This is a genomic window from Rossellomorea sp. NPDC071047 (assembly GCF_050270195.1).
GTDB lineage: Bacteria > Bacillota > Bacilli > Bacillales > Bacillaceae_B > Rossellomorea.
Genome location: NZ_JBNNJT010000003.1, coordinates 151,783 through 178,127, shown reverse-complemented (window position 1 = coordinate 178,127; position 26,345 = coordinate 151,783). Strand labels below are relative to the sequence as shown.

At 42.4% G+C, this 26,345-nt stretch carries 29 protein-coding genes; 18 read left to right on the top strand and 11 right to left on the bottom strand.

The window, feature by feature from the left end; genetic code table 11:
* The first annotated feature begins 15 nt into the window (after positions 1-15).
* Together ACQKFO_RS12960 and ACQKFO_RS12955 are read left to right on the top strand one after the other, a co-directional pair.
* A complete protein-coding gene (locus ACQKFO_RS12960) occupies positions 16-864 on the top strand; it encodes a VOC family protein (RefSeq protein ID WP_427599133.1) in 849 nt (282 codons plus the stop codon).
* A gap of 125 nt (positions 865-989) precedes the next feature.
* Entirely contained in the window at positions 990-1,967 is a 978-nt protein-coding gene (locus ACQKFO_RS12955) for an LLM class flavin-dependent oxidoreductase (protein WP_427599131.1), read from the top strand.
* A gap of 119 nt (positions 1,968-2,086) precedes the next feature.
* On the opposite strand, the gene ACQKFO_RS12950 is transcribed toward ACQKFO_RS12955, so the two are convergent.
* The 3 genes from ACQKFO_RS12950 to ACQKFO_RS12940 form a co-directional block, all read right to left on the bottom strand.
* The gene (locus ACQKFO_RS12950) at positions 2,087-2,347 is read right to left on the bottom strand and encodes a spore coat protein (RefSeq protein WP_427599129.1); all 261 of its coding nucleotides are present in this window, start codon (positions 2,345-2,347) and stop codon (positions 2,087-2,089) included.
* Positions 2,348-2,526: 179 nt separating this feature from the next.
* Entirely contained in the window at positions 2,527-3,069 is a 543-nt protein-coding gene (locus ACQKFO_RS12945; RefSeq protein ID WP_427599127.1) for a DUF6944 family repetitive protein, read from the bottom strand.
* Between the two features lie 58 nt (positions 3,070-3,127).
* Positions 3,128-4,210, bottom strand: coding sequence for an MBL fold metallo-hydrolase (locus tag ACQKFO_RS12940; RefSeq protein WP_427599125.1), 1,083 nt, complete (start codon positions 4,208-4,210; stop codon positions 3,128-3,130).
* 163 nt (positions 4,211-4,373) lie between these two features.
* Here ACQKFO_RS12940 and ACQKFO_RS12935 point away from each other — a divergent pair, with 163 nt between their 5' ends.
* The 5 genes from ACQKFO_RS12935 to ACQKFO_RS12915 are packed head-to-tail and all read left to right on the top strand — an operon-like array spanning position 4,374 to position 8,426.
* Positions 4,374-4,892 (top strand): DM13 domain-containing protein, encoded by a 519-nt coding sequence (locus ACQKFO_RS12935; RefSeq protein ID WP_427599124.1) that lies wholly within the window; start codon positions 4,374-4,376, stop codon positions 4,890-4,892.
* A 13-nt stretch (positions 4,893-4,905) separates the two neighbouring features.
* The gene (locus ACQKFO_RS12930; RefSeq protein WP_427599123.1) at positions 4,906-5,613 is read left to right on the top strand and encodes a response regulator transcription factor; all 708 of its coding nucleotides are present in this window, start codon (positions 4,906-4,908) and stop codon (positions 5,611-5,613) included.
* Positions 5,603-6,652 (top strand): HAMP domain-containing sensor histidine kinase, encoded by a 1,050-nt coding sequence (locus ACQKFO_RS12925; RefSeq protein WP_427599121.1) that lies wholly within the window; start codon positions 5,603-5,605, stop codon positions 6,650-6,652. Before ACQKFO_RS12930 ends, ACQKFO_RS12925 begins: the two co-directional genes overlap by 11 nt.
* Entirely contained in the window at positions 6,652-7,794 is a 1,143-nt protein-coding gene (msrB, locus tag ACQKFO_RS12920; protein ID WP_427599120.1) for a peptide-methionine (R)-S-oxide reductase MsrB, read from the top strand. Before ACQKFO_RS12925 ends, msrB begins: the two co-directional genes overlap by 1 nt.
* Positions 7,791-8,426, top strand: a complete 636-nt coding sequence (locus ACQKFO_RS12915) for a Crp/Fnr family transcriptional regulator (RefSeq protein ID WP_427599119.1) — start codon at positions 7,791-7,793, stop codon at positions 8,424-8,426. Before msrB ends, ACQKFO_RS12915 begins: the two co-directional genes overlap by 4 nt.
* Before the next feature lie 17 nt (positions 8,427-8,443).
* Here ACQKFO_RS12915 and ACQKFO_RS12910 read toward each other — a convergent pair whose 3' ends face one another.
* The 3 genes from ACQKFO_RS12910 to ACQKFO_RS12900 form a co-directional block, all read right to left on the bottom strand.
* Positions 8,444-9,634 (bottom strand): NAD(P)/FAD-dependent oxidoreductase, encoded by a 1,191-nt coding sequence (locus tag ACQKFO_RS12910; RefSeq protein ID WP_427599117.1) that lies wholly within the window; start codon positions 9,632-9,634, stop codon positions 8,444-8,446.
* A 254-nt stretch (positions 9,635-9,888) separates the two neighbouring features.
* Complete coding sequence (locus ACQKFO_RS12905; protein WP_427599514.1) at positions 9,889-10,299, bottom strand: VOC family protein; 411 nt, start codon at positions 10,297-10,299, stop codon at positions 9,889-9,891.
* A gap of 133 nt (positions 10,300-10,432) precedes the next feature.
* A complete protein-coding gene (locus ACQKFO_RS12900; RefSeq protein ID WP_427599116.1) occupies positions 10,433-10,855 on the bottom strand; it encodes an organic hydroperoxide resistance protein in 423 nt (140 codons plus the stop codon).
* Between the two features lie 180 nt (positions 10,856-11,035).
* Between ACQKFO_RS12900 and ACQKFO_RS12895 the strand changes: the two genes are divergently transcribed.
* Positions 11,036-11,464 (top strand): MarR family winged helix-turn-helix transcriptional regulator, encoded by a 429-nt coding sequence (locus ACQKFO_RS12895; RefSeq protein ID WP_427599115.1) that lies wholly within the window; start codon positions 11,036-11,038, stop codon positions 11,462-11,464.
* Between the two features lie 114 nt (positions 11,465-11,578).
* On the opposite strand, the gene ACQKFO_RS12890 is transcribed toward ACQKFO_RS12895, so the two are convergent.
* The gene (locus tag ACQKFO_RS12890) at positions 11,579-12,115 is read right to left on the bottom strand and encodes a flavodoxin family protein (protein WP_427599114.1); all 537 of its coding nucleotides are present in this window, start codon (positions 12,113-12,115) and stop codon (positions 11,579-11,581) included.
* A 76-nt stretch (positions 12,116-12,191) separates the two neighbouring features.
* On the bottom strand, positions 12,192-12,647 hold the full coding sequence (locus tag ACQKFO_RS12885) for a hypothetical protein (protein ID WP_427599113.1): 456 nt from the start codon (positions 12,645-12,647) through the stop codon (positions 12,192-12,194).
* A 75-nt stretch (positions 12,648-12,722) separates the two neighbouring features.
* Between ACQKFO_RS12885 and ACQKFO_RS12880 the strand changes: the two genes are divergently transcribed.
* From ACQKFO_RS12880 to ACQKFO_RS12865, 4 genes are all read left to right on the top strand, one after another.
* Entirely contained in the window at positions 12,723-14,189 is a 1,467-nt protein-coding gene (locus tag ACQKFO_RS12880) for a DEAD/DEAH box helicase (RefSeq protein WP_427599112.1), read from the top strand.
* Between the two features lie 157 nt (positions 14,190-14,346).
* Entirely contained in the window at positions 14,347-15,927 is a 1,581-nt protein-coding gene (locus ACQKFO_RS12875; protein ID WP_427599111.1) for a long-chain-fatty-acid--CoA ligase, read from the top strand.
* A gap of 179 nt (positions 15,928-16,106) precedes the next feature.
* Positions 16,107-16,964, top strand: coding sequence for a dimethylarginine dimethylaminohydrolase family protein (locus tag ACQKFO_RS12870; protein WP_427599110.1), 858 nt, complete (start codon positions 16,107-16,109; stop codon positions 16,962-16,964).
* A 175-nt stretch (positions 16,965-17,139) separates the two neighbouring features.
* Positions 17,140-18,519 carry an alkaline phosphatase gene (locus ACQKFO_RS12865; RefSeq protein WP_427599109.1) on the top strand — a complete coding sequence of 460 codons (1,380 nt, stop codon included), beginning with the start codon at positions 17,140-17,142 and terminating at the stop codon, positions 18,517-18,519.
* A 66-nt stretch (positions 18,520-18,585) separates the two neighbouring features.
* On the opposite strand, the gene ACQKFO_RS12860 is transcribed toward ACQKFO_RS12865, so the two are convergent.
* Positions 18,586-18,765, bottom strand: a complete 180-nt coding sequence (locus ACQKFO_RS12860) for an H-type small acid-soluble spore protein (protein WP_427599108.1) — start codon at positions 18,763-18,765, stop codon at positions 18,586-18,588.
* Between the two features lie 117 nt (positions 18,766-18,882).
* Here ACQKFO_RS12860 and ACQKFO_RS12855 point away from each other — a divergent pair, with 117 nt between their 5' ends.
* On the top strand, positions 18,883-19,038 hold the full coding sequence (locus tag ACQKFO_RS12855; RefSeq protein ID WP_427599106.1) for a hypothetical protein: 156 nt from the start codon (positions 18,883-18,885) through the stop codon (positions 19,036-19,038).
* Positions 19,039-19,083: 45 nt separating this feature from the next.
* On the opposite strand, the gene ACQKFO_RS12850 is transcribed toward ACQKFO_RS12855, so the two are convergent.
* Positions 19,084-19,224, bottom strand: a complete 141-nt coding sequence (locus tag ACQKFO_RS12850; RefSeq protein WP_187443387.1) for a hypothetical protein — start codon at positions 19,222-19,224, stop codon at positions 19,084-19,086.
* A 188-nt stretch (positions 19,225-19,412) separates the two neighbouring features.
* Between ACQKFO_RS12850 and ACQKFO_RS12845 the strand changes: the two genes are divergently transcribed.
* The 4 genes from ACQKFO_RS12845 to ACQKFO_RS12830 all read left to right on the top strand — a co-directional run bounded on the left by ACQKFO_RS12845 (position 19,413) and on the right by ACQKFO_RS12830 (position 24,223).
* Positions 19,413-20,411 (top strand): permease, encoded by a 999-nt coding sequence (locus ACQKFO_RS12845; protein ID WP_427599104.1) that lies wholly within the window; start codon positions 19,413-19,415, stop codon positions 20,409-20,411.
* A 14-nt stretch (positions 20,412-20,425) separates the two neighbouring features.
* Positions 20,426-21,328 carry a TIGR03943 family putative permease subunit gene (locus tag ACQKFO_RS12840; RefSeq protein ID WP_427599103.1) on the top strand — a complete coding sequence of 301 codons (903 nt, stop codon included), beginning with the start codon at positions 20,426-20,428 and terminating at the stop codon, positions 21,326-21,328.
* Between the two features lie 90 nt (positions 21,329-21,418).
* The gene (locus ACQKFO_RS12835; protein ID WP_427599102.1) at positions 21,419-22,600 is read left to right on the top strand and encodes a GTP-binding protein; all 1,182 of its coding nucleotides are present in this window, start codon (positions 21,419-21,421) and stop codon (positions 22,598-22,600) included.
* Positions 22,601-22,798: 198 nt separating this feature from the next.
* Positions 22,799-24,223: an esterase/lipase family protein gene (locus ACQKFO_RS12830; protein WP_427599100.1), complete on the top strand. Its 1,425-nt coding sequence runs from the start codon at positions 22,799-22,801 to the stop codon at positions 24,221-24,223.
* 80 nt (positions 24,224-24,303) lie between these two features.
* On the opposite strand, the gene ACQKFO_RS12825 is transcribed toward ACQKFO_RS12830, so the two are convergent.
* Positions 24,304-24,618, bottom strand: coding sequence for a thioredoxin family protein (locus ACQKFO_RS12825; RefSeq protein ID WP_427599099.1), 315 nt, complete (start codon positions 24,616-24,618; stop codon positions 24,304-24,306).
* 655 nt (positions 24,619-25,273) lie between these two features.
* Between ACQKFO_RS12825 and ACQKFO_RS12820 the strand changes: the two genes are divergently transcribed.
* Complete coding sequence (locus ACQKFO_RS12820) at positions 25,274-26,314, top strand: oxidoreductase (RefSeq protein ID WP_427599512.1); 1,041 nt, start codon at positions 25,274-25,276, stop codon at positions 26,312-26,314.
* The last annotated feature ends 31 nt before the right edge of the window (positions 26,315-26,345 follow it).

Genomic DNA, 26,345 nt, shown 5'->3' with positions numbered 1-26,345 from the left:
AACGGAGGAATAAAGATGAATTTTCATAAAGAACCACATACATTCGTTGGGGAAGTAAACATAAAAGTTGAAAACTTAGAGCGATCTCTTTCCTTTTACCAAGAGGTAATTGGATTTAAAGTACTGGAGCAGACGGAGAAAAGAGTGACGTTAACGGTAGATGGAATCCACCCATTGCTATCTCTGGAACAACCAGAAAATGTTTCACCTAAGGAGCCGAGAACGACAGGTTTGTACCATTTTGCACTGCTGTTGCCGAATAGAACAGACCTGGGGAATATATTAGAACATCTAATAAAGCTGAATATTCAACTGGGGTCTTCTGATCATCTGGTCAGTGAAGCTCTATATTTATCAGATCCTGATGGTAATGGAATCGAGATTTACAGGGACCGTCCTTCATCGGAATGGACATGGAATGGCAATCAGGTAAAGATGACCGTTGATCCCATCGATGCAAGGGGGGTATTGGCTGAGGCAAAAGGACAACCGTGGGAAGGACTTCCTGAAGGTACGGTCATGGGACATATCCATCTGCATGTTTCAGATTTGAAATCAACAGAGGAATTCTACGGGAAGGGACTTGGCTTCGATGTAGTCAGCCGGTTTGGTAGTCAGGCACTTTTCATTTCAACAGGCAGATATCATCACCATATTGGACTGAACACATGGAACGGGGTAGGAGCCCCGAGACCAGCTGAAAACAGTGTCGGTTTAAACTGGTTCACTATCCACTTCCCAACCGAAGAAAAAAGAACCGCCGTCATCCGACAGCTTGAATCCATTGGAGCACCCATCCAGGAACAAGACGGAAAAATTTTGACCGAAGACCCATCAGGCAACCGAATTTATTTAAGCTTATAAGAGAAGAGGGACGGACCTCACATTGAGGTCCGTCCCTCAGGCAAGCTTTTTTGTTTGATGTGAAATTCGTGTGATAATGATGGGGACATACTAAGTGATATCTAGATTGCAGGGGAGTGGCATCAATGAAGTTGAGTGTATTAGATCAGTCTGTGATTTCAAAGGGAGAGGATGCGCGGACCGCGTTTCAAAATACGGTGACTCTTGCTCAGCGAACCGAGGAGCTTGGTTATACCCGTTTTTGGGTCGCAGAGCATCATAATACGAACGGTCTTGCCGGCTCTGCTCCTCAAGTGTTGATTTCTCATATTGCCTCTATGACAAACTCGATTCGTGTTGGATCCGGTGGAGTGCTTCTGCCGCAATATAGCCCTTACAAAATTGCAGAGGATTTTAATGTATTGGAAACCCTATTTCCCAATCGCATCGATCTTGGGATCGGCCGGTCACCTGGTGGTTCGTATGAAACACGCCTGGCTCTGACGGACGGATTGAAGAAGAGTATGAATGAGTTTCCGAAACAGGTAGAGGCCATTAAAGAATATTTACATCACTCGGATGAGCGAGCAGTCAAGGCTTATCCAAAAGTGGCGATGCCTCCGATTCCCTGGATTTTAGGAATCACCCAAAGGGGGGCACGGTTGGCTGCTGAGCAGGGTACCGCCTTCACATATGGTCACTTTATCAATCCTGTTAACGGGAAAAGAGCTCTGGATTACTATCAATCTCATTTTCAGCCTTCCCTATCATTATCCCGACCTAAGAGCAATGTTTGTGTCTTTATCGTCTGTGCCCCCACACAAGAGGAAGCTGAAGAAATTGCCCTTACCCAGGATTTATGGCTGTTAGCCGTAGAGAAGGGAGGAGACACGAGGATCCCAACAAAGGAAGAAGCAAAAGCAAGAACACTGACACAGTTAGAAAAAGAAAAAGTGAAAGAAAATCGAAAACGAGCCATTATAGGGACTCCTCAAAAAGTGGGGGAAGAGCTTCACATGTTGAGTGAAATATATCAGACAGATGAATTTATGATTATTACCAATGTAGAAAAGTTTGAAGAAAAAGTAAGATCATACGAGCTAATTGCTGATGTTGTCCTTTAGTCTGCCAAAAATGTGCAGTGGTTCCTCCATTTTATAGGATGAAAAAGGACTCTTCTTCTAATAAAAAGAAGCCTGTGCAAGATGAATACGTGCATGGGCTCCTTTTTTGTATGATTTTATTAATAATAATAAGGGTAAGGAGGATAACCATAATAAGGTGGAGGATATCCGTATCCATATCCATACGCGAAGGGACTCAATAATGTAGCTCCAAGCAGCCCACCGGCAAGGCCGCCTAAAAACGGGTTGAATCCAAATCCAAACGGTCTTCTCCCAAACCCACCAAAGCCTGGCCTGCCAAATCCCACTCGTCCGATCGGTCGTCGTACATCATGATAATTGAAAAATGTTTCATTATTTACAGTGTGAAAGTCATTCATAACATAAACCTCCTGTCTAGGTTATAGATATTCGCCCGGATTCGAAATGGACTGGGCATTAACCCATCTGGAGAGATTTTGTGAAAATTGGCCTATGACAATTCTTTGGGTTTTAAAATGTAAAGCAGCTGCCAACCTGGTTGCTTTACACTCTCGCATATCGAGTATGTAAAACAACTTCAGGAGGAAGACTCTTTCGTTTGCACTAATGCAGATATGACTGAACCGACTGCCTGGATCCAGCTTCCCGCCACATTGATATTCCCGCTGTCTCTTTCATTTAACTCCAGGATGCCTGAGATGGCCTGTAGGGAGTTACCGATAATCTGGAGGAGATTGCCGTATATCGAATAAAGCTCTTCTAATGTATGTTCTTCATTAAATGAATCGAAGAGGGCAGCCCCTCCGCCCAGTGCCTGCAGGAGATTTCCTTTAATATTCAACTCTTGTTTTGTTATGTCATTGAACTCAATCAGTATGCCGGCTATAACAGTGACATTTCCGATCGCTTGAATTTCATTCCCTGCTTTCGTCAGGGTAAAATCATCTATTGCATCTGCCTCTAAGGCATTTCCCGTTGCCTGCAGTTCATTTCCTACGAGATTGAACGACTGTAGAGTATCATCTGGAATGCTTTTTATTGGGGTACTGCCAATAGCGGCAAGGACCGTTCCGATTGCCGCAACCCATGCTCCGAACGTGAGTTTTTGTTCATTGCTCATAGTATAATCGCCTACTTTAAAGTTCTTAGATATTGTATACAACTAGGCGATGGTTGGTTCATTCCCACCAGATTGAAGAGGGGTAGGAATCACCTTTTACTGGAAAAGTTTCTCCGATTCGCGGGGTAACAACATGGACCCCATGTTCTGTACCGTTTTTCGTCACTCGTTTAATGGGATCTGTCCATTCATGAAATGATAACGTGAAAGCACCCCAATGAATGGGGAGAAGCCACTTCCCTTTCACATCAAAATGGGCTTGTACAGTCTCTTCCGGGCACATATGTATCGGTGCCCACCTGGGATCATATTGACCACATTCCATCAGGGACAAATCGAATGGTCCATACACACTGCCGATTTCTTTAAAATGAGGGCCGTATCCACTATCACCGCTAAAGAAGAGTCTGGAAGAGTTCCCGATGATACACCATGAACACCATAAGGTAGCATTACGATCATGTAAGCTTCTGCCGGAAAAATGTCGTGCCGGGGTACAAGCCAGGGTAAGACCATTCCACTCAACCTCGTCCCACCAATCAAGCTCTACAATGTGATCAAAATGGATTCCCCATCTCTCAAGGTGACTCCCCACTCCGATGGGAACAAAGAACTTATTCACTTTGCCTCGAAGCTTTCGGATCGTTCCATAATCCAGATGATCGTAATGATCATGTGAAAAGATCACAGCATCAATATAAGGGAGTTCATCCATGTGAAAAGGAAGATCTTTGCTATACCGCTTCCCGCCCAACCAAGGAAACGGGGATGGCGCACGACCAAACATGGGATCAAGCAGTAGTCTTTTTCCATCAATCTGAATCATCGATGCTGAGTGCCCAAACCAGGTTACATTCGTAACGGAATGAGGATGTTCTATGGAAGGAAATCCGACCCTTGGAATATCGGTATCAGGTTTCCGGTTGGCATTTCTTTTCATAAGATCCCGAATCATTGTAAGAGACCCAGAAAAACTGGTATCCATAGAAGTTGGAATGGGATTTTTAAATGAGCCTCTTGAATGCTGGGGAGAGGACTGAACACGTTCGAGGGAAGGCTTCTCACCAAATGCAGGATAAAACCGGAGAACCAGGAAAGCAATCACGATCAAAGCGGTAAGCAAAAATATAGATATAAGCATGGATTCTGCTCCTTTTCATTCGATATCTATTACTATCTCAGATAAGCTTGCGACTGTCCAAAATGAAAGGAGTATCACATTTAAGAATTATTTAAGATTTTTGTTAAGAATCCATAAGGTTTGTTTATTATACTTTCGTTAACCATAACGAGGGGATGAGCAAATGAAAAAATGGATGATTGGAATAGCTGTAGTAGGAGTATTAGGAGTGGGGTGGTGGCTGATTTCTCCATTATTTTTAGATAAGGTGGTGAACGAAGCGCCTGTTTCATCGTCTTCTGGCTCAAATATGAAAGAACAAGAAGAGAATACTATGAAAGAAACCGATTCATCTTCGCCAGAGGAAATGACAAACGATACAATGAAAGTAAATCAATTAGTTGGGACCTTTCAAGGAGCAGATGAAAATCACGATGCAAAAGGAAAAGTGAGTATATCAGAAAAAAATATCCGGTTGGAAAATTTTGAAGTGACCAATGGACCGGATCTTTACGTTTACTTAGTAGAAGAAGGTCAGGAAACAAAAGATGGGATTTCACTGGGTGAATTAAAGGGGAACATAGGCAATCAAAATTATGAGATTCCAGGAGGTCATTCTGCATCATTAGGAATGGAAATTGTGATTTGGTGTAAACAATTTAATGTGGATTTCGGTCGTGCTGAGTTAGGTGAGGCAATGTAAAGGAGAGTAAACCATGGCAAACAAAGTGCTGTTAGTAGATGATGAAGAAAATATTGTGGATGTATGCTCACGGTATTTCATGAGGGAGGGGTATGAAGTGAGTACTGCCTCTAATGGATATGAGGCAATTGAACGATACAAAACGTTCCAACCTGACATCGTGATACTGGATATTATGATGCCACAAATGGATGGGTGGCAGACAGCTGAAAAGATTAGGGAAGACAGCGACACACCCATCATCATGCTGACAGCATTGGGGCAGGAGAAGGATCGGATTTATGGGTTGACGATAGGTGCGGACGACTATGTGACGAAACCATTTAGCCCCCGTGAACTGTTGCTACGGGTTAAAAATGTGTTAAGGAGAACGTGCTCAGCTCCAAAACGGGAAGAGCAAAGAGAGGTTCTTAAGTGGAAAGGTTTGCTCATTGATAGGGATAAGCGAAAAGTAGTCGTGTCTGGGATGGAAATCGAGATGACCGTGAAAGAATTTGATCTATTAACCCTGTTGGCAGAGCACCCTTCACAGGTATTCTCCAAATCGCAGCTGCTAGAAACATTATGGGGATATGAATATTTAGGTGATGCCAACACGATCAATGTTCATATTCGCAGATTAAGAGAAAAGATAGAGGTCGATCCTTCCGAGCCTCAATGGATAAAAACCGTGTGGGGAATAGGTTATAAGTTTGAGGGGCAGCAGCATCATGAAAATTAGAACCCTCCTTATTTTAGCCAACACGATTTCACTCTCGGTAATCTTAGTATTTCTCACAATCTCGTATGTTCAGATGTTTATCTCAACCAATATCATCATCCTGCTTTCCCTTATTACGCTCGGAGCGGGGATCCTATCCTTTGCCGTGAATTTGATGATTACATCGCCTTTATTAAAGTCAGTAAAGCAGATGAGCAATGAAGCAGAGCGAATGGCTAAGGGTGACTTTGATGTGAAGGTGACAGAAGCAGGACCTCAGGAAATTAGAGAGCTCGCTGCTAACTTTAATCATATGTCCACTAGAATAGAAGCAATGTTCGACGAATTAAGGGAATCAGAGAAGTTCAAGAGTGAACTGATCGCCAATGTTTCCCATGATCTTAGAACGCCTTTATCATCGATCCATTCTTTTGTTGCCGCTTTGAACGATGACATTATTGAAGATCCTGAAGCACGGAAGAGATATTACGAGACCATTTTGTCAGAAACCGAAAAACTGGGTCTATTAATTGAAGAGGTACTGGAGTTTTCACAGTTGGAAAATAGGAAACTGCCATGGAATCCGCATCCGACACCAATCGATAAACTCCTGATCGAAACCATTCAGCAGTTCGAAAGGGTTTTACAAGAGAAGCATGTTGAAGTGATTGTACAGTACGATGAAGATTTACCTCTGGTTCCTTTAATGCCTGTTCAAATCAAAAGAGTGATGACGAACTTCATACAAAATGCCCTATCCTTTTCTCCTGATCAGACGTCACTTGAAATTAAAGCAGTAAAAGATGGAGATGTGATGAACTTTTCGGTCACGGACGAAGGAAAGGGTGTTCCCCTTGAAGAACAGGCATCGATATTTCAGAGTTTTTATCGGGTAGAGAAGTCCCGTAACAAAGCAGGAGGAGGGTCTGGCCTGGGGTTGTCCATAAGCAAAGAAATTGTTGAACTTCATGGAGGTGAAATCGGAGTCGAAAGTGATGGTGAGTCGGGCAGTACCTTTTGGTTCCGATTGCCTTTAGAAATGAGTAAGGAGGAGAAATGATGAAAAAAGTGATGATTGGAATCGGCCTGATGCTGGTAGTGAGTCTGGCGGCTTTTTTCGGACCTAAACTGTATGCAAGCATGACCCAGAAGTCTTTGGGAAGTGAGCCCGTAAAGACAGCTATGGTGGATGATGAACATGCGGTTGCGACCTTTGCAGGAGGATGCTTCTGGTGCATGGAGCCTCCTTTTGAAAAATTGGATGGTGTGTATTCCGTCATTTCCGGATACACAGGTGGCGAGGAGAAGAATCCAACGTATGATGAAGTTTCCACGAAACAGACGGGTCATGTGGAAGCCGTTCAAATTGAATATAATCCTAAAGTGATAACGTATGAGCAACTATTAAAGGTTTTCTGGAGACAAATCGATCCTACAGATGATGGCGGGCAATTCGTAGACCGTGGTCCTCAATACGTGAGTGGTATCTTCTATCATAATGAAGAACAGGAGAAAGCAGCACAACAATCAAAGAAGGAATTAGCAGATTCAGGGCGTTTTGAAGAAGAAATCGTCACAGAAATCCAGCCCGCTGCCACCTTTTACAAAGCAGAAGAGTACCATCAGGATTATTATAAGAAAAATGAATTAAGCTATAAGTTTTACCGAAACAACTCTGGAAGGGATGACTTCCTTGATGAAGCGTGGGGAGAGGACCGAATCCTCAAGCTTGACACCAAGCCCCTTTATCCTTCCTACCCAGACGAAGAGTTGAAAGAAAGACTTACAGATATCCAATACAAAGTGACCCAGGAAGACGTTACAGAGAAAGCATTTGATAATGAATATTGGGACAACAAAGAAGAAGGGATCTATGTGGATATCGTTTCAGGGGAGCCTCTCTTCAGTTCAAAAGATAAATATAAAAGTGGAACCGGATGGCCGAGTTTCACGAAGCCCCTGGTAGAAGAAAATATTGTGGAAGTCGAAGATCGCACACTATTTATGGTGCGGACCGAGGTAAGGAGTAAACACGCAGACTCCCACCTGGGGCATGTGTTCGATGATGGTCCTGAGCCGACAGGTTTAAGATATTGCATGAACTCCGCAGCCCTTCGATTTGTCCCGAAAGATGATTTAGAAGAACAAGGCTATGGAGAGTTCGTTTCTCATTTTGAAAAAGTGGAGGGGGAGTCGTCATGAATGGCGCAACTTCATTTCGATCTGATTCAGCCATAAGTGATCTACCAGGAAGGACCGCAAACTATTCAAAAAAAGAAGTAATCTTTCAACCCTTTTCTCTTAGTGAAAATCTGTACAGGATTCAATCCGGGAAAATAAAACTATATAAGAATAGTGAGGGTGGACGCAAAACCATCCTCACCATACTGGGTGAGGGAGATTTCTTCAGTAATATAGCACGCTTCAGCTTAGACGACGAGGGAGTTTATGCAGAATCTATAGATGAAACAATCTTAAGGATCATCTCTCTTAAACAACTGGACAGCTTTAGTGTATCGAAACCCGCTTTTCTTTCAGAGCTCTTCTACACCTTCAATCAACATATGAAACAACGAAACAAGTTCCTCGAACGAATCATGTACGCACCGGTTAAAGAGCGAATTCTTTACCTCATGTCATTTCTTATAAAAAATTTTGGAGAAAAACAAGGGAGGTTCATGAAAATAACGGTCCCCCTTACCCACCAGGACATCGCAAGCTTCATTGGCTCCACAAGAGAAACTGTGACCAGCCTCACAAAAGAATTGATAACAGAAGGACACATCCAAAAAAAAGATAAGCACTATCTTGTGATGGGAGGGACGGACCTTTAAAGGTCCGTCCCTTATTTTCACCTGTCTAATTTCACAATGTCTGCGTCTTGGTTTGGACGGTTTAAGATGAGGTCACGGAGGATGTTAGATCCGAGCATGCTGTATACCGTACCGTTTCCACCGTAGCCTAATAAGTAATATGTTCGTTCTTTTTCAGGGTGCTTTCCTATATAAGGGAGGTTGTCCAATGATTCTCCAAAGCTTGCTCCCCATGCATAGTCCATATTGATGTCCAAGTCGGGAAATAGTTTTTGAACCTCTTTCTCAATTTGTTTTCCCCTTTTAACAATTTGTTTCTCATCCTGAGGTGCCTCGGGAGGATCTTCATCCAAGCCTCCTGCGATGATTCGATTATCCACTGTAGTGCGCATATATAAATAGGGGCGTTTCGTCTCCCAGATGAGAGCACGATCATGCCATTGGGATAAATCTTCAATGGGCTCAGTGGCAATGGCATACGATCGATTGATATCAGTGCCTATTTTCTTATCAATCGGAGGAGTTTCGTATCCGGTTGCATGAACCAAGTGAGATGCCTGAATAATACCTTCAGAAGTGTGAATGTTGACACCGTCAGCATCCTCTTCTACCAAGCCGGCTTCAAGATTTTCATAGATTGTTGTCTTTTGACCTGCCTTTAAATAGTCGATTATGCCGTTCACAAAGCGGTAAGGATTTACTTCTGCATCTCCATTGGTGATCAATGCTCCCGGTTTTGAAAAGGGCAAGCGCTGTTTGATTTCTTTCTTGGACCAATATTCTACTGGAAAGCCATGTTCTTTCAATACTTTGTATTCTTTTTTCAGCTTTGACACATGCCGGGTAGAGCTGGCATAGTAGATACTCTGCCTCCGGATGAATTCGGGAGACACTGGTAAATTCATAGCGACTCTTTCAAGGTTTTCGATTCCTTCAAGACATAGCTTATAAAAACAGACAGCTTTCTCTTCTCCAATCTGATCAATCAGATCATGGAGCATGATATCGTTGGAAAATTGCAGTAAACCAGTATTGGCAGCTGAACTTCCTGAAGCCATTCTCCGTTTTTCAATGATTGCAACGTTCAAACCCGCTTCGGTAAGTGAATAGGCACATAATGCCCCGGACATTCCCCCTCCGATAATCGCTACATCATAATGTTTATCGAAGCTTCTGTTTTTATCTTTTAATGTAGAAGGCCAATATAAGCGGCCATTATGCAAATCCATTTTGTTTCCCCCAATAAGTATCGTATTTAAATAATGTTCATATTCCATTCCCTTTAACAGTCTTGGATAAAACATATATTTTTGTACCGCAGGGTCTTAGTGGGTTCCAGCATCATATAAGTAAAGTGGGATCAATTTGAATGGGGATATTGAGATTTTTCAGTCGGAAGGTATTCAATTGAAATACATCGGTAAAAAGTGGAAAAACGGCTACTGCATGGAGTATGTATGCTGAAGATGCAGTAGCCTATGAGTTATTTTTTCGTGTAATTCAAGTCCCAATTGATGCCATAAGGATCTTTCACCTTAGCATATTTAGCGCCCCAGAACGTGTCTTGAAGTTCCATAACCACGGTTCCTTTTTCAGTTAAACGGCGATAATAAGTATCGATGTCCTCTTCACTTTCCAGCTCAAGTACAAGGGATATATTGTTACCTACCGTTGGCTGGTGACCGGGAAAGCTATCTGACATCATAAAGGAAAGCTCTCCTTTTTTAAAGTGGGCATGCATGATTTGATCGGCGATCTCCGGTGGACTTGGGTAATCAGCCTCACCAAAAGTCTGAACTGCCAATACTTCTCCTTCAAACACATCTTTGTAATAGTCTAATGCTTCTTTCGCTTCGCCACTAAAACTAAAATAAGGTGCAGCCTGATGTTTCATCATTTCTCCACTCCAGTTCGTATGAATTTTATTACATCTTTATTATAGTCCAAACAGATGAACAAAACAAGAACAAATGTTCGTGTTAGTAGAAAAAAATGGGATAGGCAGTTAACTGCCTATCCACGATTTATTATAATAATTCAGTATTTAATTCAACATCGATATTGCCACTCGTTGCTTTAGAATACGGGCAAACTCCGTGTGCCTTTTCGACTAATTGCTTCGCTTCATCTAATTCAACACCATTTACTGCTACTGTTAATACAACGCCGAGTTTGAATCCACCATCTGTATCTTTTCCAAGGGAAACTTCAGCTGCCACTTTCGATTCAATCTTTTTCTTTTCTTGACGGGCCACTAAGTTAAGAGCGCTATCGAAGCAAGCCGCATATCCAGCTGCGAACAATTGTTCAGGATTCGTTGACCCTTCTGCTCCAGAACCCCCAAGTGATTTAGGCATCGCCAATCCGACGTCCAATACTCCGTCACTGCTTGTTACTTTTCCTGCGCGTCCACCTGTTGCTGTTGCTTTTGCTGTGTATAATGCTTCCATTTCATTCACTCCTCATTTGTGTTTTTTTTGATTGTGCACAATTTAATATTACAAAATCAATACTAACGGCTTTGTTTTTAATTGTCAACAATTAAGTTGTGTGAAATTAAATTTGATAATTGATATCTTTTTTTGTATGATAATCTCAGGTTAGTTTGCTCAAGAAAGGAATTCGCATGTATGAAAGATCCATTATTATTAGAGAATCAAATATGTTTTAAGATCTATACAGCAGAGCGGGAAATTACCAAGTTATATCGAGGGCTACTTGAAGAAATCGGTGTGACTTATCCGCAATACCTTGCATTGTTAGTGCTCTGGGAAGATGGAACGGTATCTGTAAAAGAATTGGGTCGTAAATTGTTCTTAGACTCGGGAACGTTAACTCCGATGCTGAAAAGAATGGAAACGAATGGACTCGTAGAACGGCACCGATCTGTTGAAGATGAACGGAGCGTAGTGATTTCGCTTACAAAAAAAGGAGAAGCGATGAAAGAAAAAGCAGCTTGTGTTCCCACTCGATTGCTCGAGCGATTAGAGATGGATGGGGAAGAGTTGGAGAGATTGGATCAGACATTGACGACGATATTGGGAAGACTTCAGGGATAGTAGAGAGAAGGGATGACTTTGGTCATCTTTTTTTGTGGAAATTGTTAGAAACATGGTGATGGTTCCTTATCAATGTAGAATTTAAAAAAAGATGACCCCTTAAAAGGGATCATCTCATTTAAATAACGCATTCCACCGCTCAGCTTTTTCAAGTGCTGCTATGTCATTCACAATCTCTCCAGGCTTCACTCCGGCACCAATCATATAGTCTGCAAATTCCATATTGACGAATTCAAAAATATAATTGAACTGCTGTACCAGGGGCAGGCCTTTAATCTTTGCTGAGCTTCCACCGGTTATCACTACATATGCTTTTTTCTTCGTAAGCTCTTCTTTTAAGTTAAAGCGTTCATCGCGCAGGTACTGACTCCATCGGTCAAAGAAGTTTTTCATAGGGCCGCTCATTCCGTACCAATAAAGAGGTGTAGCAAATAGTAATACGTCATGCTCTTCTATTAATTGGACCAGTTTTTCGTAATCATCATCGACAGGAGAGAATCCACCTTCAGAGTGCCTTAAGTCTTCGATCGGTTCAATATGCAGGTCCGTAAGAGATACGACAGTGTGATCGGTTCCTTCTACGATTTTTTTTGCAAGGAATTCTGAGTTGCCGTTTTTTCGTGTACTTCCTAAAATGGCTAATACTTTCATTATCAACACTCCTCAGTGAATTCAAATTTACATTTTGGCCTTATTTCTAGTATTGCACATGAAAATAGACCTCTTATCAGCGTCTGCGAAACCCTTCCTCACGCAAATACAATGCAGCTTCATCGTACCCGCCAAAGCTGTCCTCAAGGTTATCGCCAGCATAAATATTCCAGCGGTCATCCTCTTCGATCAACATGAGGGAATGTCCTTCCGCATCTTTCCACATCTGTTCGACGGGAGGCACGGTTTCTTCTTCCGTAGCCAAGTGATCAATGGATGCCCGGATGATTTTCCGCAGTTCGTCACCCGAGAAATCACGGATATTCACGAGTCCTTTTTTATTGGCTTCAAAATCGGGAAGACTGCCCGTATAAACAAAACCGTTTCCGTTCGGATGAAGGTGGTACACCACAGTTGTCTTTTCATAGAGACTTTCTTCAAAGTGGAAATTTACCCGATTCAGTGAAACGTCCTTCCGTGAAAGTTCAGGGAACTCTTCGATTATGGTTAATTTATCTTCAAATGGTAACATCAAATTCCTCATTTCATTTTGCGATTTTCCCATTATAACATAGAGCCCTATTTTCTCGGAGGAGTTAAAGGTATAATGAGGTACAAAGAGGTGACCCCATTGAATGATTTTACTTCCTTAGGAATCCAACCTAAGTACGTCAATGCGTTAAAAGAACAATCTATTACAGAACCAACACCGATCCAGGTCGAAACGATCCCTGTGTTATTAAATGGGCAAGACGTGATCGGTCAGGCACAGACAGGAACTGGAAAAACAATGGCTTTTCTCCTGCCTATGCTTGCTAAAATTGACTCATCAAGAGATGAGATTCAATCTCTTATTGTGACTCCGACGAGGGAGCTCGCGATTCAGGTAACGGCTGAATTAAACCAGATTCTTTCTTCTACGGAAGATGACATAAATGTGTTAGCTGTGTACGGCGGCCAAGATGTTGAGAAGCAGATAAAGCGACTGAAGAATAAAGCGATTCATATCGTGATTGGAACACCTGGTCGTTTACTTGATCATGTTCGTCGGGAGACTGTGGACTTTTCAAACGTATCGTTCCTTGTACTGGATGAAGCGGACCAAATGCTCCATATCGGATTTTTTGATGAAGTCGAGTCGATCATTCGCGAGACGCCGTTCACCCGTCAAACCGCGCTATTCTCTGCGACGATGTCAAAGGATATCCGAAAGATCGGCAAGCGCTATATGAACAATCCGCATAATGTACAGATTCGCGAAAAAGAAAAGATTGTACAGGAAATCCAGCAGGAAATCGTGGAAACGACGGATCGCCAAAAATTAGATGCCCTTAGTCAAACAATTCATGACGTTCAGCCGTTTTTAGGCATCATTTTCTGCAGAACGAAAAGAAGGGTCAGCAAGCTGCTGGGAGATCTGAAAATGAGAGGATTCCTGGTGGACGAACTGCACGGTGACTTATCTCAAGCGAAAAGAGAAGGAGTAATGAAGAAGTTCAGAGAAGCGAAACTTCAGCTTCTTATCGCGACCGACGTGGCTGCTCGTGGTCTAGACGTTGAAGGAGTCACTCATGTGTTCAACTATGATATCCCTCAAGATGTGGAAAGCTATATTCACAGAATCGGACGTACGGGACGTGCCGGAAAAGACGGGCTTGCCATCACCTTTGTTGCACTAAAGGACAAGCAGGATCTGGAAATGATTGAAAAAGGCATAGGCCGTTCACTGCCTCGTCGTGTCGTGGAGGTCGCTCCTTCTAAGGAAACCGCCAATGTCCATAAGGGATCAGATGAAAGTGCGAAGGATAGACGTGAAAAGAATATCCAAGCGAATAAAGAGCGAAAAGCAAGGTCTCCACGGGGAGGCCGGTCTCGTAACAGTGAAGGTGGTGACTCTTCACGCAGTCGTCGATGGAGAAGGGAAGAATCATCATCCCCACGTGGAGGAGACTCAGCCAGTTCCTCAAGAGGCAGACAATCCAGACCAAGTGATTCCGGCAAACCAAGAAGTAACGCTTCCAGCGGAAAAAGAAACAACCAAGGCAAATCCTCTTCAAATAGAAGAGGCCGCTAACTCAAAAAGCATGATGACCTATGTGTCATCATCTTTTTTTTATATAATATATTGGTGAACTCTCATGAAATTTCAGAATATTCCCAATCTACCCTCAAATCTGCTAAAATAATGAATATAAATAGTCATTAACGAACAGAAGGGATGGGTTGTACATATGCATGTACCTTTAGTGTTAACGGAATTTTTAGATCGGGCAGTCGAGCAATATGGAGAAAAAGTTGCGATTATTGACGATGTGAAGCGTTTGACATATAAGCAGCTGAATGCCCGTGTGAATCAACTGTCTAGAGGACTAATGGAATTGGGGATTGAAAAAGGGGACAAGGTTGCGTATCTGGCTCCCAATACAACCGAGATGCTGGAGGGGTTCTATGGAGTCTATGGTGTAGGAGGGATCATGACGCCGCTTAATACGCGCTTAAAACCGGCGGATTATCAATTTATCCTGACTCATAGCGAAAGCAAGGCATTATTTGTGGATGAGGAACTTTATCCCCTGGTGCAGCCGATTTTGTCTAAAGTGCCGAATTTAAAGCATATTGTGATCCATGGTGAGTCCAGAGATGGATATCCCGGTTATGACGAGTGGCGCGGCTCGTTCAGCGACGAAGCTTTCAATCGAGTAGACCTGGAAGAAACCGATATCGCTTCATTATTATATACAAGTGGAACGACAGGGGATCCGAAGGGAGTGCTCCTCACACATCGTTCAAATTATCTGCATGCCTTATCTTCCATGCATCATTTGCGGGTTTCCGATCAGGACACCTTGCTTCACGTGCTGCCTATGTTCCATGTGAACGGATGGGGATCTCCTTTTTACTATACGGCCAACGGTGCTACCCAGGTGATGCTCAGAAAAGTAGACCCTGAGATGATTTTAGATAAGGTCGAGAAACATGGCGTAACAGTTATGCATATGGCGCCGACGGTTCTGAATATGCTTTTGGAAAATTATCCAGACAGGGAGCGGACTATATCACAAAATGTAAGGGTTGTCATTGCGGGCTCGGCTCCTCCTCCAGCCTTTGTCCGAAAGGTGGAAGAGGATCTGAAATGGGAGTTCATCCAGGTGTACGGAATGACAGAAATCTCTCCACTTATCACTACGTCCATCCTGAGATCTTCCGAACAGGACAGACCAAAGGAAGAAAAGTACCGGTTAAAGGCGAAAGCCGGATACAGTATGATTGGCAGCAAGGTGAAAGTAGTGGATGAGGTCGGAGACGAAGTGCCCCGTAACGGGATAGCAATCGGAGAAATCGTTACCAGAACGAATACGGTGATGGAAGGATATTATAAAAACCCTGAGGCCACCAATCAAGCCATTCGAGGTGGATGGCTCCATACAGGTGACATGGCGACCGTTGACGGGGATGGCTTCATCGAAATCGTCGACCGGATGAAAGACGTCATCATCAGCGGGGGAGAAAACATCTCTTCTATAGAAGTAGAGGGAGCTCTCTATGAACATGACAGTGTACTAGAAGCAGCGGTCGTAGCCATCCCCCATGAGCGTTGGGGTGAAGTGCCCCATGCAGTGGTTGTTATCAGGGAGGGTCACAGCTTAACGGAAAAGGAGCTTATCGAATTCAGCAGAGAAAAGCTTGCCCACTTCAAAGCTCCGAAAAGTATTGCGTTTGCAAAGGAGTTACCTAAGACCGCTTCAGGAAAAATCCAAAAGGTTGTGATCCGAAAAGAATACTGGAAGGATCATGACAGGATGGTTCATTAATGGAAGGAGGCGTGCGGATGCATGCCTTTTTCGGCTGGACAAATGCCCTTATTTCTTAATTACAGGATGCCCGTCGTGCCTGTTTAGGCTTCTTCAGCATATTTTATAAAAAGGAAGTTTTATCAGCATAATAACAGGGAAAAGCAGTTTTTAAGAGTAGATAAATGGAGGGCGTAAAGATGAGTTTAAATTCCCCGTTGGTTCCAAATCAAAAAACACATTGTGCCAATGAGTATGGAAAGTTAAAGAAAGTGGTCGTTGTTTCACCTGAAAATATGCAAATTAATGAAATCATAAATGAGACTCAGAAGCATTTCCTAAAGGAAAATATCAATATAGATAAAGCGGTTCTTCAGCATAAAAACTTTGTTGATACGTTAGAGAAAAATGGTTCAGAGGTCATTCATCTGCAACCATCACCAGAGTTTAACGAACAAGTCTTCACAAGGGACATCGGCTTCACGATCCATGATCAGTTCTTCGTTGCATCGATGAATACCGATGTCCGTCGGGGCGAAGTAAAGACGCTGAAGAATTGGTTGGAAACCAATGAAGTGCCTTATCATGAACTTCTACATTCCATTGAAGGAGGGGATGTGCTCGTTGATGAGCAGAATATTTGGATCGGAGTGAGTGGACGGACGAACCAATTGGCCATTCAATCGTTACGAAACCAGCTCCCCCAATTTACCGTTCATGAATTGCCTTTAAAAGAAGGGGTGCTTCATTTAGATTGTGTATTTACGATCATTTCAGAGGAATGGGCCCTTGTATACCCACAGGCCTTTTCTAAAGAGGATCTTGAAACAATCAAGAAACATTATAATATCATCATCGTCACGGACGACGAACAATTTCAAATGGGCCCAAATGTATTAGCAATAGGTAATGAAAAAATCATCAGTCTTACTCAAAACCAAGACTTGAATGATCGAATCAGATCGAAGGGCTTTGACGTCATTGAACTTGATTTATCCGAAATCATCAAGTCAGGCGGATCATTCCGTTGTTGTACGCTTCCTCTTATTAGAGAGTAGCTGAGGTATTATTGACTATGAGATGAATAGATTCATTAAAGGAAAACAGGTGACTTTTCACCTGTTTTTCTCTATTTACATAAGCTTTACATCCCTGTATTCCTTTTGCAAATGACTCTTCATATTTCCCCTTTATCCTAACAAATGTAGTCGAAATTACAGGAGGTAGGGAAAAATGAAGAAATCAATGAAGAAGATTCTTCCTTTAGCAGTTGTGTCTACATTAGCTCTTGGAAGTGTAATAGGAATGAATCAAGACAACAAAGAAGCACAAGCGAAGGATTCCAAGAACGGCAAAGCAAAGAACGTCATCTTCATGATCGGTGATGGAATGGGCGTTCCTTACACAACGGCTCTTCGCTATATGAACGACAATCCAGAAACAGTTGAGATGGAAAAAACGGCATTTGATCCTTACCTTGTCGGTTTACAATCCACTTATCCAGAGGATGAGAAAGAAAACGTAACAGATTCAGCAGCTGCCGCTACAGCGATGAGCGGTGGAGTCAAAACATATAACAATGCGATAGCAGTCGATAATGATAAAACCGATGTTAAAACCGTATTAGAACAGGCAAAAGAAAACGGTATGTCTACAGGAATTGTAGCGACATCAGAAATCACCCATGCGACTCCAGCCTCTTATGGAGCCCATGAAGAGCAGCGAAAAAGCGAAGATGCGATTGCGGATGACTATTATGATGAAATGATTAACGGTGAACATAAGATTGACGTCATGCTGGGCGGAGGGACGGACTTCTTCGAACGTGATGACCGAAATCTTGCCAAGCAGTTTCAAAAGGATGGATACAGCTATGTGAAATCCGCTGAAGAACTTAAAAATGACGACAACAAACAAGTTCTTGGTCTTTTCTCTGAAGTCGGAATGGACAAGATGATCGACCGTGATGAAGAACAGCCAAGCTTAGCGGATATGACGACCTCTGCACTCGACCGTTTAAAAGGTGATAAAGATGGATTCTTCCTGATGGTGGAAGGCAGTCAAATCGACTGGGCTGGTCACGATAATGATGTGGTCGGGGCTATGAGTGAAATGAGAGACTTTGAGATGGCACTTGAAGAAGTAAGGGATTTTGCTAAGGAAAATGGTGAAACACTGGTAGTTGTTACAGCAGACCATTCCACAGGAGGAATCTCGATTGGTGCAGACGGAGAATACAATTGGGATCCAGCACCGATTCAAGCTGCAAAACGCACTCCTGACTTCATGGCAGAACAAATTGTAAATGGTGCTTCAGTGGAAGAAACATTAGCTGAAAATATCGACCTTGAGCTGACGGAAGAGGAAATCGCTTCTGTGAAAAAAGCAGCAGAAGTAGGCGATCAAACCGAAATCGATAATGCCATCGAGAAAATCTTCGACAAACGTTCAGGTACTGGCTGGACAACGGATGGTCATACAGGAGATGACGTTCCTGTGTATGCCTTTGGTCCACAAAAAGAGAAATTCTCCGGCATGATCGACAACACAGATCAAGCGAAAATGATCTTTGAATTATTGAAAAATAAAGGGAAGATCAAAGATAAGAAATAAGCTTAATTTAGATTAGACCATGCTTGTCCCTCCTTTTGGGGGTGGACTGCATGGTCTTTTCTTTGATTATGCCTCTTCCAAATCTGAAACGCTTACTTCAGAACGTTCTTCTAATGGTCCCCGGAGATGAACAACGGCTGTTTTTCCGTCTTCATTTATAGAGTCAATCCATACAGAAGCATCCTTATATTTTACTTCAATGTCAGCTGAAGAAGATAAAATTTGTTTTACACGGTTAGAGTCCATCTTTCATTTCCTCCTTAGATTTTATATATCCCTAGGTTAGTTTGTCCTTTTTCATGAGAAAAATGAGCGTATATTTCGTTTGGAATCTGAAACGCTAGTAGGGAAAGGATGATGGTCATGAAGAGGCAGGATGAAAGAACATCCACTACAGAAACGAACATGGAATTAAATGAAAGATTTTATGGACGAAATGAAAAAGAGGTCGATCCAGCACCGCCCACTTATATTCAAAATAACACAGCCGCGGTGAGGATTACTGGGAACGAAGAATAAGACAATAAAAAGAACCTGCCTGATGATTCATCAGGCAGGTTCTTTTTATTTCGTCTTATTACGCTGATCTTTATTATGCTTATTCCCCTTACTATTGTCTCCACTCGTGATTTCTTTAGCAAACTCCGTCGTTCCACGCTTAGGTGAATTTTGGTTTTCACTGCCTTTGTTATTCTTTTTCGTCATATAATTCCCTCCATTCAATTCAATTCATTAGTAGTTTTTGAAGATTAACAAAAGGTTATGCACAAATAGAAATGTTAAAGAAAGATTAAAAAATAATTTAGCATAGTTTTTTGGGACAAGAATAAGTTATAATATAAAACGAAATGATTACGATTAAATTTTTAACTTAAGAAAGGAAACGTAAATGAATGAATTCTTTGAGGAGTTTTAGTCAAGAAATGACAGGGATACTGTTATTCATGTTATTTATTGTTCTTTTTTTAGCCGGAGATTGGGTGAAAGATTATTTACCGGACGAGCTTCTTACTTCTTCGATGGTGAATGTCATTACGATATTCCTGAGTATCTTGTTAGAAGCAATCCCTTTTATCTTAATTGGTGTCTTCGCATCCGCACTTATTCAAGTATTTGTTTCTGAGAGTCTATTACAAAGAATCATTCCGAAGAGGTTCCCATATCTGGCTCTCTTTCCTGCAGCTGTAGTGGGGGCGTTGCTTCCTGTTTGTGAGTGTGCGATTGTACCAGTGGCAAGAAGGCTGATAAAGAAAGGGATGCCTGCTCATCTGGCGATTGTCGTCATGGTTACGGCACCAATTTTAAATCCGATTGTTTTTGCTTCTACTTATTATGCGTTCCAAAATAATATGACGGTTGTCTGGGGCAGGATGGGGATTGCTTTAATAGCAGCCTTGATCATCGGGGCACTATTGTACAGGTTTTATGGAAAGAGAAACCCACTTATACAGAAAGAGAATGATCACGGGCATCATCACGATCACTCTTCCAATAAACTAATGCAGACGATTGTACATGCAAGTGATGAATTTTTTGACATGGGTAAATATCTTATCATCGGAGCATTCGTTGCAGCAGGATTCCAGACATATCTTGATAGAGAACTGTTAGTGGGGATAGGGACGAATGAGGTACTGGCACCGGCAGTCATGATGGGGTTTGCCTATATTATTTCATTATGTTCGGAGGCTGATGCATTCGTGGCATCGTCGTTCGGCAGTATATTTTCTGCTTCGTCCATATTGGCATTTCTAGTATATGGACCTATGATTGATTTCAAGAATACTTTATTGATGCTTGCATACTTCAATAAAAAATTTGTACTGACCTTTATTGGGATCGTGACGATTGTTGTGTATGCATGCACATTGATATTCCAATTATTTGTATAAAGGAGGCGAGAGGTATGAAACCATCCATACAATTCCATACATTCATCCGGGGAATCATCTTAATCGGATATGCCCTATTGGTATTGAAACTATTCTTAACGTTTAATCTGCAAAACTTTGTTGCACCCAAAATGCATGGTTACATGTATTTCGCACTAGGGGTTTTTATTCTCCTGGGGGCGATCCAAATCATCCGGGGTACATCTTCAGCTTCTGCAAAAGAACACCATTGTGATTGTGAAGGTCATGAACTGCCGAAAGGATTCATCAGGTCCAGCATGGTATATGCCCTGTTTATTTTTCCGATTGTGGTTGGGTTCCTGCTGCCTGATAACTTATTGGATAGTTCCGTAGCGGCTAAGAGAGGGGTGAAGGTGGGAAATAGTCTATTCTCAACTGCCCCTACAAATGAACAGAACGGGGGGAAACAAGAAGAAAGGACAGAAAACAGTGAGTCTTTTATTGAGCCTGTCCTTGGACCGTATGATGAGTTTCCAGTTGAAAAAGATTTCGACAAGCTGAAGGAAATCGTTTATAACAGTGAAAAAATAATGGTAAGAGACGAACAATATATCCAAACATTAAGTATTGTGGATGAGAATCTGGACGATTTCGTCGGAAAAGAAATTCAGCTTACAGGTTTTGTTTATAAAGATGAAGGGTTTGCAAAGGATGAAATGGTCATTTCGCGTTTTACTGTGACTTGTTGCGTAGCCGATGCCTCCGTTTATGGTTTATTGGCACAGGATTCAGAACTTAGTAAACTTGAACCCGATACATGGATTAACGTCAGTGGCGTGATCGACAAGGTGGACTTTAATGGTCAGGAAATGCCGGTACTGAAGAATCCGGTTTTTGAAGTAGTAGAGCCGCCTGCTAATCCATATGTAGAAGAGTTCTATATTAAAATTGAATAAACTGAAATAATCCTTACTTATGAGTAAGTGGGGATTTTCTTTTAAATAATAAATCGTAATCATTTCGATTAAAGAACGGGAGTTGGTAGAATGAAAGTACCAGTAACAGTATTAAGCGGTTATTTAGGATCAGGCAAGACAACGTTGTTAAATCATATTTTACATAATCGGGAAGATAAGCGAATAGCGGTTATTGTGAATGATATGAGTGAAGTGAATATCGATGCGTCCCTTGTGAAGAGTGGCGGATTTACCAGAACAGAAGAAAAATTAGTTGAGCTTCAAAATGGCTGTATTTGCTGCACCTTGAGGGAAGATTTAATAATAGAAGTCCAGCGATTGGTCGATCAGGGGAATATTGATTATATTGTGATTGAGTCTACCGGAATTTCCGAACCGATTCCTGTAGCTCAAACATTCTCTTACCTGGATGAAGAGATGGATATAGATCTTACTAGTAAAACCAGACTGGATACGATGGTGACGGTTGTGGATGCCAATCGATTCTGGCATGATTTTGCAAGCGGTGAAACTTTGCTGGATCGTAAGCAGGCAACAGACGAAGGGGATACAAGGGAAGTAGTAGATTTACTGATTGATCAAATAGAGTTTGCGAATGTGATTGTGTTAAATAAAATAGACTTAGTGGAAGAAGTGGATGTAATAGAATTAAAAGCTGTTCTTCATAAGTTGAACCCGGAAGCGAGAATCATTGAAGCTTCACATTCCAACATTTCATTAGATCAAGTACTGAATACCCGACTATTCGATTTTGAGAAAGCCAGCCAGGCAGCCGGGTGGATAAAAGAGTTGCAAGAAGAACACACTCCTGAGACTGAAGAATATGGAATTTCTTCTTTTGTCTATCGGCGAAACAAGCCGTTTCACCCTGAACGTTTCATGACATGGATGGAGGAGTGGCCGGTAGACATCGTGCGTGCAAAGGGCTTCTTTTGGCTGCCGACCCGAAACGACATGACGGGCTTATTATCCCAGGCAGGTCCTTCGATCATCATCCAGGGGGCAGGGGAATGGGTGGCTGCTTATCCTGAAGAGGAGAGAAAGGAAATCCTTGCTGAAGAAGTGGAATTAGCCGAGAAATGGGATCCTGTTCATGGGGATCGAATGAACGAAATCGTATTTATCGGTATTGGGATGAACAGGGATGAAATAGAGAAGTCGTTAGATAACTGCTTGTTGACAGATAAAGAAATGAAAGGGGATTGGACGGAATTCAAAGATCCGATTCCGGCTTTTACGGTGGAAGGCTGATAGACAAAAAGTCAGGCGCATGAACGTGTCTGGCTTTTTTTATTCGTCTTCTTTTTGACTTCGTATTAATGAAGGAAACTGAAATCTAAGGTACGAACATGGAGTTTGTAACTTTATTCCTATATTTAACATTCCTGCTGATATTTTGATCCTTCTAAACGATAATGAAGATAGGATATCTAAAAGGAGGTAAAGAAATTGCATGAGAAAATGGATGGGATTCCGAACGCGTCAGGAATACCGGGAAGGTGGTTCGTCGATGAAGTAGCCGACGGGTCTCAGGGCTATCCGATTTTATTTATTCATGGGATTCATGCCTCTTCAGACACGTGGATACTGGAAAATGATCTACAGGAATTCACACGGAAATATGGGCATCAAGCAGCTTTTATTGATTTGCATCCAGACGAAGATATGTGGAAAAATGGGCAGCTTTTAAAGGAAAAGCTTAGTGAGCTTTACGGCTATTTTAAGAGAAAGGTAGTGGTTGTGGGCCATAGTAAAGGAGGGATCGATGTCCAAACAGCATTGGTTCATTATGGTGCCGGACCATATGTAGAGAGGGTCATCACTCTTTCGTCCCCTCATCATGGATCAGAGCTTGCAGACCTTGCCTACAGTAAATGGGCCGGCTGGCTGACCGATGCATTAAAAAGTAAAAATAACGCCGTGTTTTCCTTGCAAACGGGATATATGAAATCCTTCCGTTCCCAGACGGATGAGCTTGAACGTGCAAAAGCCACTCCATTCTACACATTCGGTGGTACAGGATGGGGAGGGATGAATTCTGCATTGTATTGGGGCGGGTTATACTTAAGCAGATTTGGCCAAAGTGATGGGGCGGTGCTGGTAACTAGTTCACGTCTTCCTTATGGGATAGAGGTGGGTGTCCAAGACTGGTCTCATACGACGATAAAAGAAGGTGGGGAGATTTTCCCTTATTTGAAGGATCTCTTAACGGAACAGGTACATGAGGTATCCTATGCTACCATGAGCGGACTTGCATATGAGGGAGAAACATCGGTCCTCCACAGAGGCGGGGTATTTGCGGGCGTTGGAGTGGAGAGCTTTTCAGTGGAGGAAGAGGTGGAGAAAATCTCCGTGGACTGGATCAGCGATCAACAGGCTACGACCTATGAGCTCATTAGTCCTGACGGGCAAGTGTATAAACAGTTCATGGTTACGGAAGATGCGACAGGCTTTTTCCCTGGTGCTTATCATCATTCCATTATCATTTCAAAGCCGCTTTTAGGGGAGTGGGAAATGAGGGCATATAATAGTCAAAGTGAAAAATACATGTTAAGCATTCTATTTCATACAGGAAATAGTAAAGCGTGGAATCAGTTTGCGGGGGATGGAGAATCTTTAATGGGTCCATGGAATGCACACGACAAACCTGTAAAGAAAACATATACCATTCATCATATCCCGACGAAGAGCGGAAACAAAAACCAAACCACCCTCATTACATCTGAAGATCTATCTTCTCTGCCCCTTGCTGAATTTGAAGAAGGTGTCCATAACATCACCATCGATATAGAAGGGGAGACTCACGAGGGAAATGAATTTCAGAGAACGATTATTCAAACGGTTTATGTGGATGGAAAAGGGAATATTTATTGATCGACGAATCGGTCAGAAAACTGATGGAAAACCAAATAACAAGGTCCGTCCCTCTGCATAAACAGGGACGGACCTCTGGATTATAGTGCGCTTAGGAATTCTGTTACTTGTTCGGGTGTTTTGGCGTTGGCACTGTGCAGGTGAGCGATTTTTTCGCCGTCTTTGTAGACAAGCAGGCTTGGGATGCCCATGACGTCATACTTTTCGGCTATTTCAGGAAATTCGTCTTTATTGATGTCGTACCATTTATATTGACCGAACTCTTCCATGATCTCATCTATGAACATATCCATACGACGGCAGTCAGGACACCAGTCAGCGTGGAATTTCACGATCACCGGCTCTGCTGAACTGATTAAATCTTCAAAGGTTTCTTTGTTTTTGATTGATTGCATGCTGTTAACCTCCTTTTTTCAATAGGATCTTTTCGTAAAGATTGTTGCTTTTTAACATAAGGTCTGCTTGAGCTCTGTCAATTAGTATGTGCTGTATGGTGAGGGGAACTGCTTCGCTTTCCGCGGACGTTCGGCCGAGCCTCCTCAGCTTCGCTTCCGGGGTCTCGGCACGCCCGTACTTCCGCAGGAGTCTGCGCAGTTCCCCTCACCATCTATAAGAGATTTTGGTGACAGAGCTAAAGGGTGTTAAAAGAAAATTTAGTAGAAAACAAAGTTCTTCTATTTTTTTAAAAAATGCTCGCTACTCACCTTTAATGAGTTTGTTTGCTAAAATTTTTGTATTTACTCATTTCTTTTAAGGGTACATGCTCTGAAAGTTGATTCTCGCTGCAGGATGATCGACTCCTGCGGGAATAGCTGGACAGGTGAGACCCCGGAGGCGCTGCCGAGGAGGCTCACCGCCAGCCCCGCGGAAAGCGAGCATCCTGTAGCGGAAATCAACTACTACTTTCTTCCTTAAGATAACCACAAACTTTGCGAAAAGAGCCTTTCATTATTTTATACAAACAATCGATCAATTGTAAAACAAATCATTTTTCGCCTGAACTTGTACATGATAATATGGGAATACATTTTGAAAGAAAAAGGTGACATTATGCAACCGATTAAAGTTGGATTAGTAGGATACGGTTTTTCAGGACAAAGCTTTCATCGCCCGTTACTTTCCCGCTTGGAGGAATTTCATATCGAAGCGGTGCTTTCTTCTGATGAAGAGAAAGTGCTGATGGACATTGAGGGTGCTACTGTGGTTTCATCCCTTGACGATTTACTTCAACAAGACATTGAATTAGTTGTGATTACAACGCCAAACCATCTGCACTATTCCATGATTAAGGAGGCTTTACTAGCTGATAAACATGTCGTGGTAGAGAAGCCATTTGTGACGAATAGTGTGGAAGGGGAAGAGCTGCTGACTTTAGCGAAAGAGAGAGGCTTGCATCTTTCTGTCTTCCATAACAGACGATGGGATGCCGACTTTTTAACCATCCAAAAGTTACTCCAAGAAGATGCTTTAGGACAAATCTATACATATGAAGCCCACTTCGACCGTTTTCGCCCGACTATTAAAGATCGTTGGAAAGAAAATAAAATCGAGGGAGCGGGTGTGTTATATGATTTGGGTTCTCACCTCCTTGATCAAGCACTCACCCTGTTTGGAACACCAAAATGGGTGCTGGCAGATGTGTTCCCGCAGAGAAATCCGGAAAAAGCGGAAGACTATTTCCACATTACACTCGGGTATGACGTATTGAGAGTGCAACTGTACTCCCGTTCTATAGTCCTTGATCCCGGACCCCGCTATCAGGTTCATGGATTACAGGGTAGCTACGTGAAGCACGGAATGGATCGTCAGGAAGATGATTTGAAAGCTGGCAGAAACCCTCTTGATGAAGAGTGGGGAATGGAAGATGAAGAGTACTGGGGTACTCTGACAACTCTGTCTGGTGAAGAAGTGACCTCAGAAGTCATCCCTTCTGAAAAGGGGGATTACACTCAGTTCTATCTGGGGATATATGGGACATTAAGGGAAAACAATCCTCTACCCGTGAAACCTGAGGATGCTTTACATGTGATCAAAATCATTGAAGCATGTAAAGAAAGTGCAGAGAACAAACGTGTTATTCAACTGAAATAAAGAAGAAAGGCTCCTGATAATTGGGAGCCTT

Coding starts and splice junctions, on each gene's coding strand:
- ACQKFO_RS12895 (WP_427599115.1), top strand. CDS start 11,036: ATGAAAGATCCATTATTATTAGAGAATCAAATATGTTTTAAGATCTAT.
- ACQKFO_RS12960 (WP_427599133.1), top strand. CDS start 16: ATGAATTTTCATAAAGAACCACATACATTCGTTGGGGAAGTAAACATA.
- ACQKFO_RS12880 (WP_427599112.1), top strand. CDS start 12,723: ATGAGGTACAAAGAGGTGACCCCATTGAATGATTTTACTTCCTTAGGA.
- ACQKFO_RS12835 (WP_427599102.1), top strand. CDS start 21,419: ATGAAAGTACCAGTAACAGTATTAAGCGGTTATTTAGGATCAGGCAAG.
- msrB (WP_427599120.1), top strand. CDS start 6,652: ATGAAAAAAGTGATGATTGGAATCGGCCTGATGCTGGTAGTGAGTCTG.
- ACQKFO_RS12950 (WP_427599129.1), bottom strand. CDS start 2,347: ATGAATGACTTTCACACTGTAAATAATGAAACATTTTTCAATTATCAT.
- ACQKFO_RS12940 (WP_427599125.1), bottom strand. CDS start 4,210: ATGCTTATATCTATATTTTTGCTTACCGCTTTGATCGTGATTGCTTTC.
- ACQKFO_RS12840 (WP_427599103.1), top strand. CDS start 20,426: ATGAAACCATCCATACAATTCCATACATTCATCCGGGGAATCATCTTA.
- ACQKFO_RS12875 (WP_427599111.1), top strand. CDS start 14,347: ATGCATGTACCTTTAGTGTTAACGGAATTTTTAGATCGGGCAGTCGAG.
- ACQKFO_RS12925 (WP_427599121.1), top strand. CDS start 5,603: ATGAAAATTAGAACCCTCCTTATTTTAGCCAACACGATTTCACTCTCG.
- ACQKFO_RS12915 (WP_427599119.1), top strand. CDS start 7,791: ATGAATGGCGCAACTTCATTTCGATCTGATTCAGCCATAAGTGATCTA.
- ACQKFO_RS12955 (WP_427599131.1), top strand. CDS start 990: ATGAAGTTGAGTGTATTAGATCAGTCTGTGATTTCAAAGGGAGAGGAT.
- ACQKFO_RS12930 (WP_427599123.1), top strand. CDS start 4,906: ATGGCAAACAAAGTGCTGTTAGTAGATGATGAAGAAAATATTGTGGAT.
- ACQKFO_RS12855 (WP_427599106.1), top strand. CDS start 18,883: ATGAAGAGGCAGGATGAAAGAACATCCACTACAGAAACGAACATGGAA.
- ACQKFO_RS12935 (WP_427599124.1), top strand. CDS start 4,374: ATGAAAAAATGGATGATTGGAATAGCTGTAGTAGGAGTATTAGGAGTG.
- ACQKFO_RS12820 (WP_427599512.1), top strand. CDS start 25,274: ATGCAACCGATTAAAGTTGGATTAGTAGGATACGGTTTTTCAGGACAA.
- ACQKFO_RS12870 (WP_427599110.1), top strand. CDS start 16,107: ATGAGTTTAAATTCCCCGTTGGTTCCAAATCAAAAAACACATTGTGCC.
- ACQKFO_RS12865 (WP_427599109.1), top strand. CDS start 17,140: ATGAAGAAATCAATGAAGAAGATTCTTCCTTTAGCAGTTGTGTCTACA.
- ACQKFO_RS12845 (WP_427599104.1), top strand. CDS start 19,413: ATGAATTCTTTGAGGAGTTTTAGTCAAGAAATGACAGGGATACTGTTA.
- ACQKFO_RS12885 (WP_427599113.1), bottom strand. CDS start 12,647: ATGTTACCATTTGAAGATAAATTAACCATAATCGAAGAGTTCCCTGAA.
- ACQKFO_RS12905 (WP_427599514.1), bottom strand. CDS start 10,299: ATGAAACATCAGGCTGCACCTTATTTTAGTTTTAGTGGCGAAGCGAAA.
- ACQKFO_RS12910 (WP_427599117.1), bottom strand. CDS start 9,634: ATGGATTTGCATAATGGCCGCTTATATTGGCCTTCTACATTAAAAGAT.
- ACQKFO_RS12890 (WP_427599114.1), bottom strand. CDS start 12,115: ATGAAAGTATTAGCCATTTTAGGAAGTACACGAAAAAACGGCAACTCA.
- ACQKFO_RS12825 (WP_427599099.1), bottom strand. CDS start 24,618: ATGCAATCAATCAAAAACAAAGAAACCTTTGAAGATTTAATCAGTTCA.
- ACQKFO_RS12945 (WP_427599127.1), bottom strand. CDS start 3,069: ATGAGCAATGAACAAAAACTCACGTTCGGAGCATGGGTTGCGGCAATC.
- ACQKFO_RS12850 (WP_187443387.1), bottom strand. CDS start 19,224: ATGACGAAAAAGAATAACAAAGGCAGTGAAAACCAAAATTCACCTAAG.
- ACQKFO_RS12860 (WP_427599108.1), bottom strand. CDS start 18,765: ATGGACTCTAACCGTGTAAAACAAATTTTATCTTCTTCAGCTGACATT.
- ACQKFO_RS12900 (WP_427599116.1), bottom strand. CDS start 10,855: ATGGAAGCATTATACACAGCAAAAGCAACAGCAACAGGTGGACGCGCA.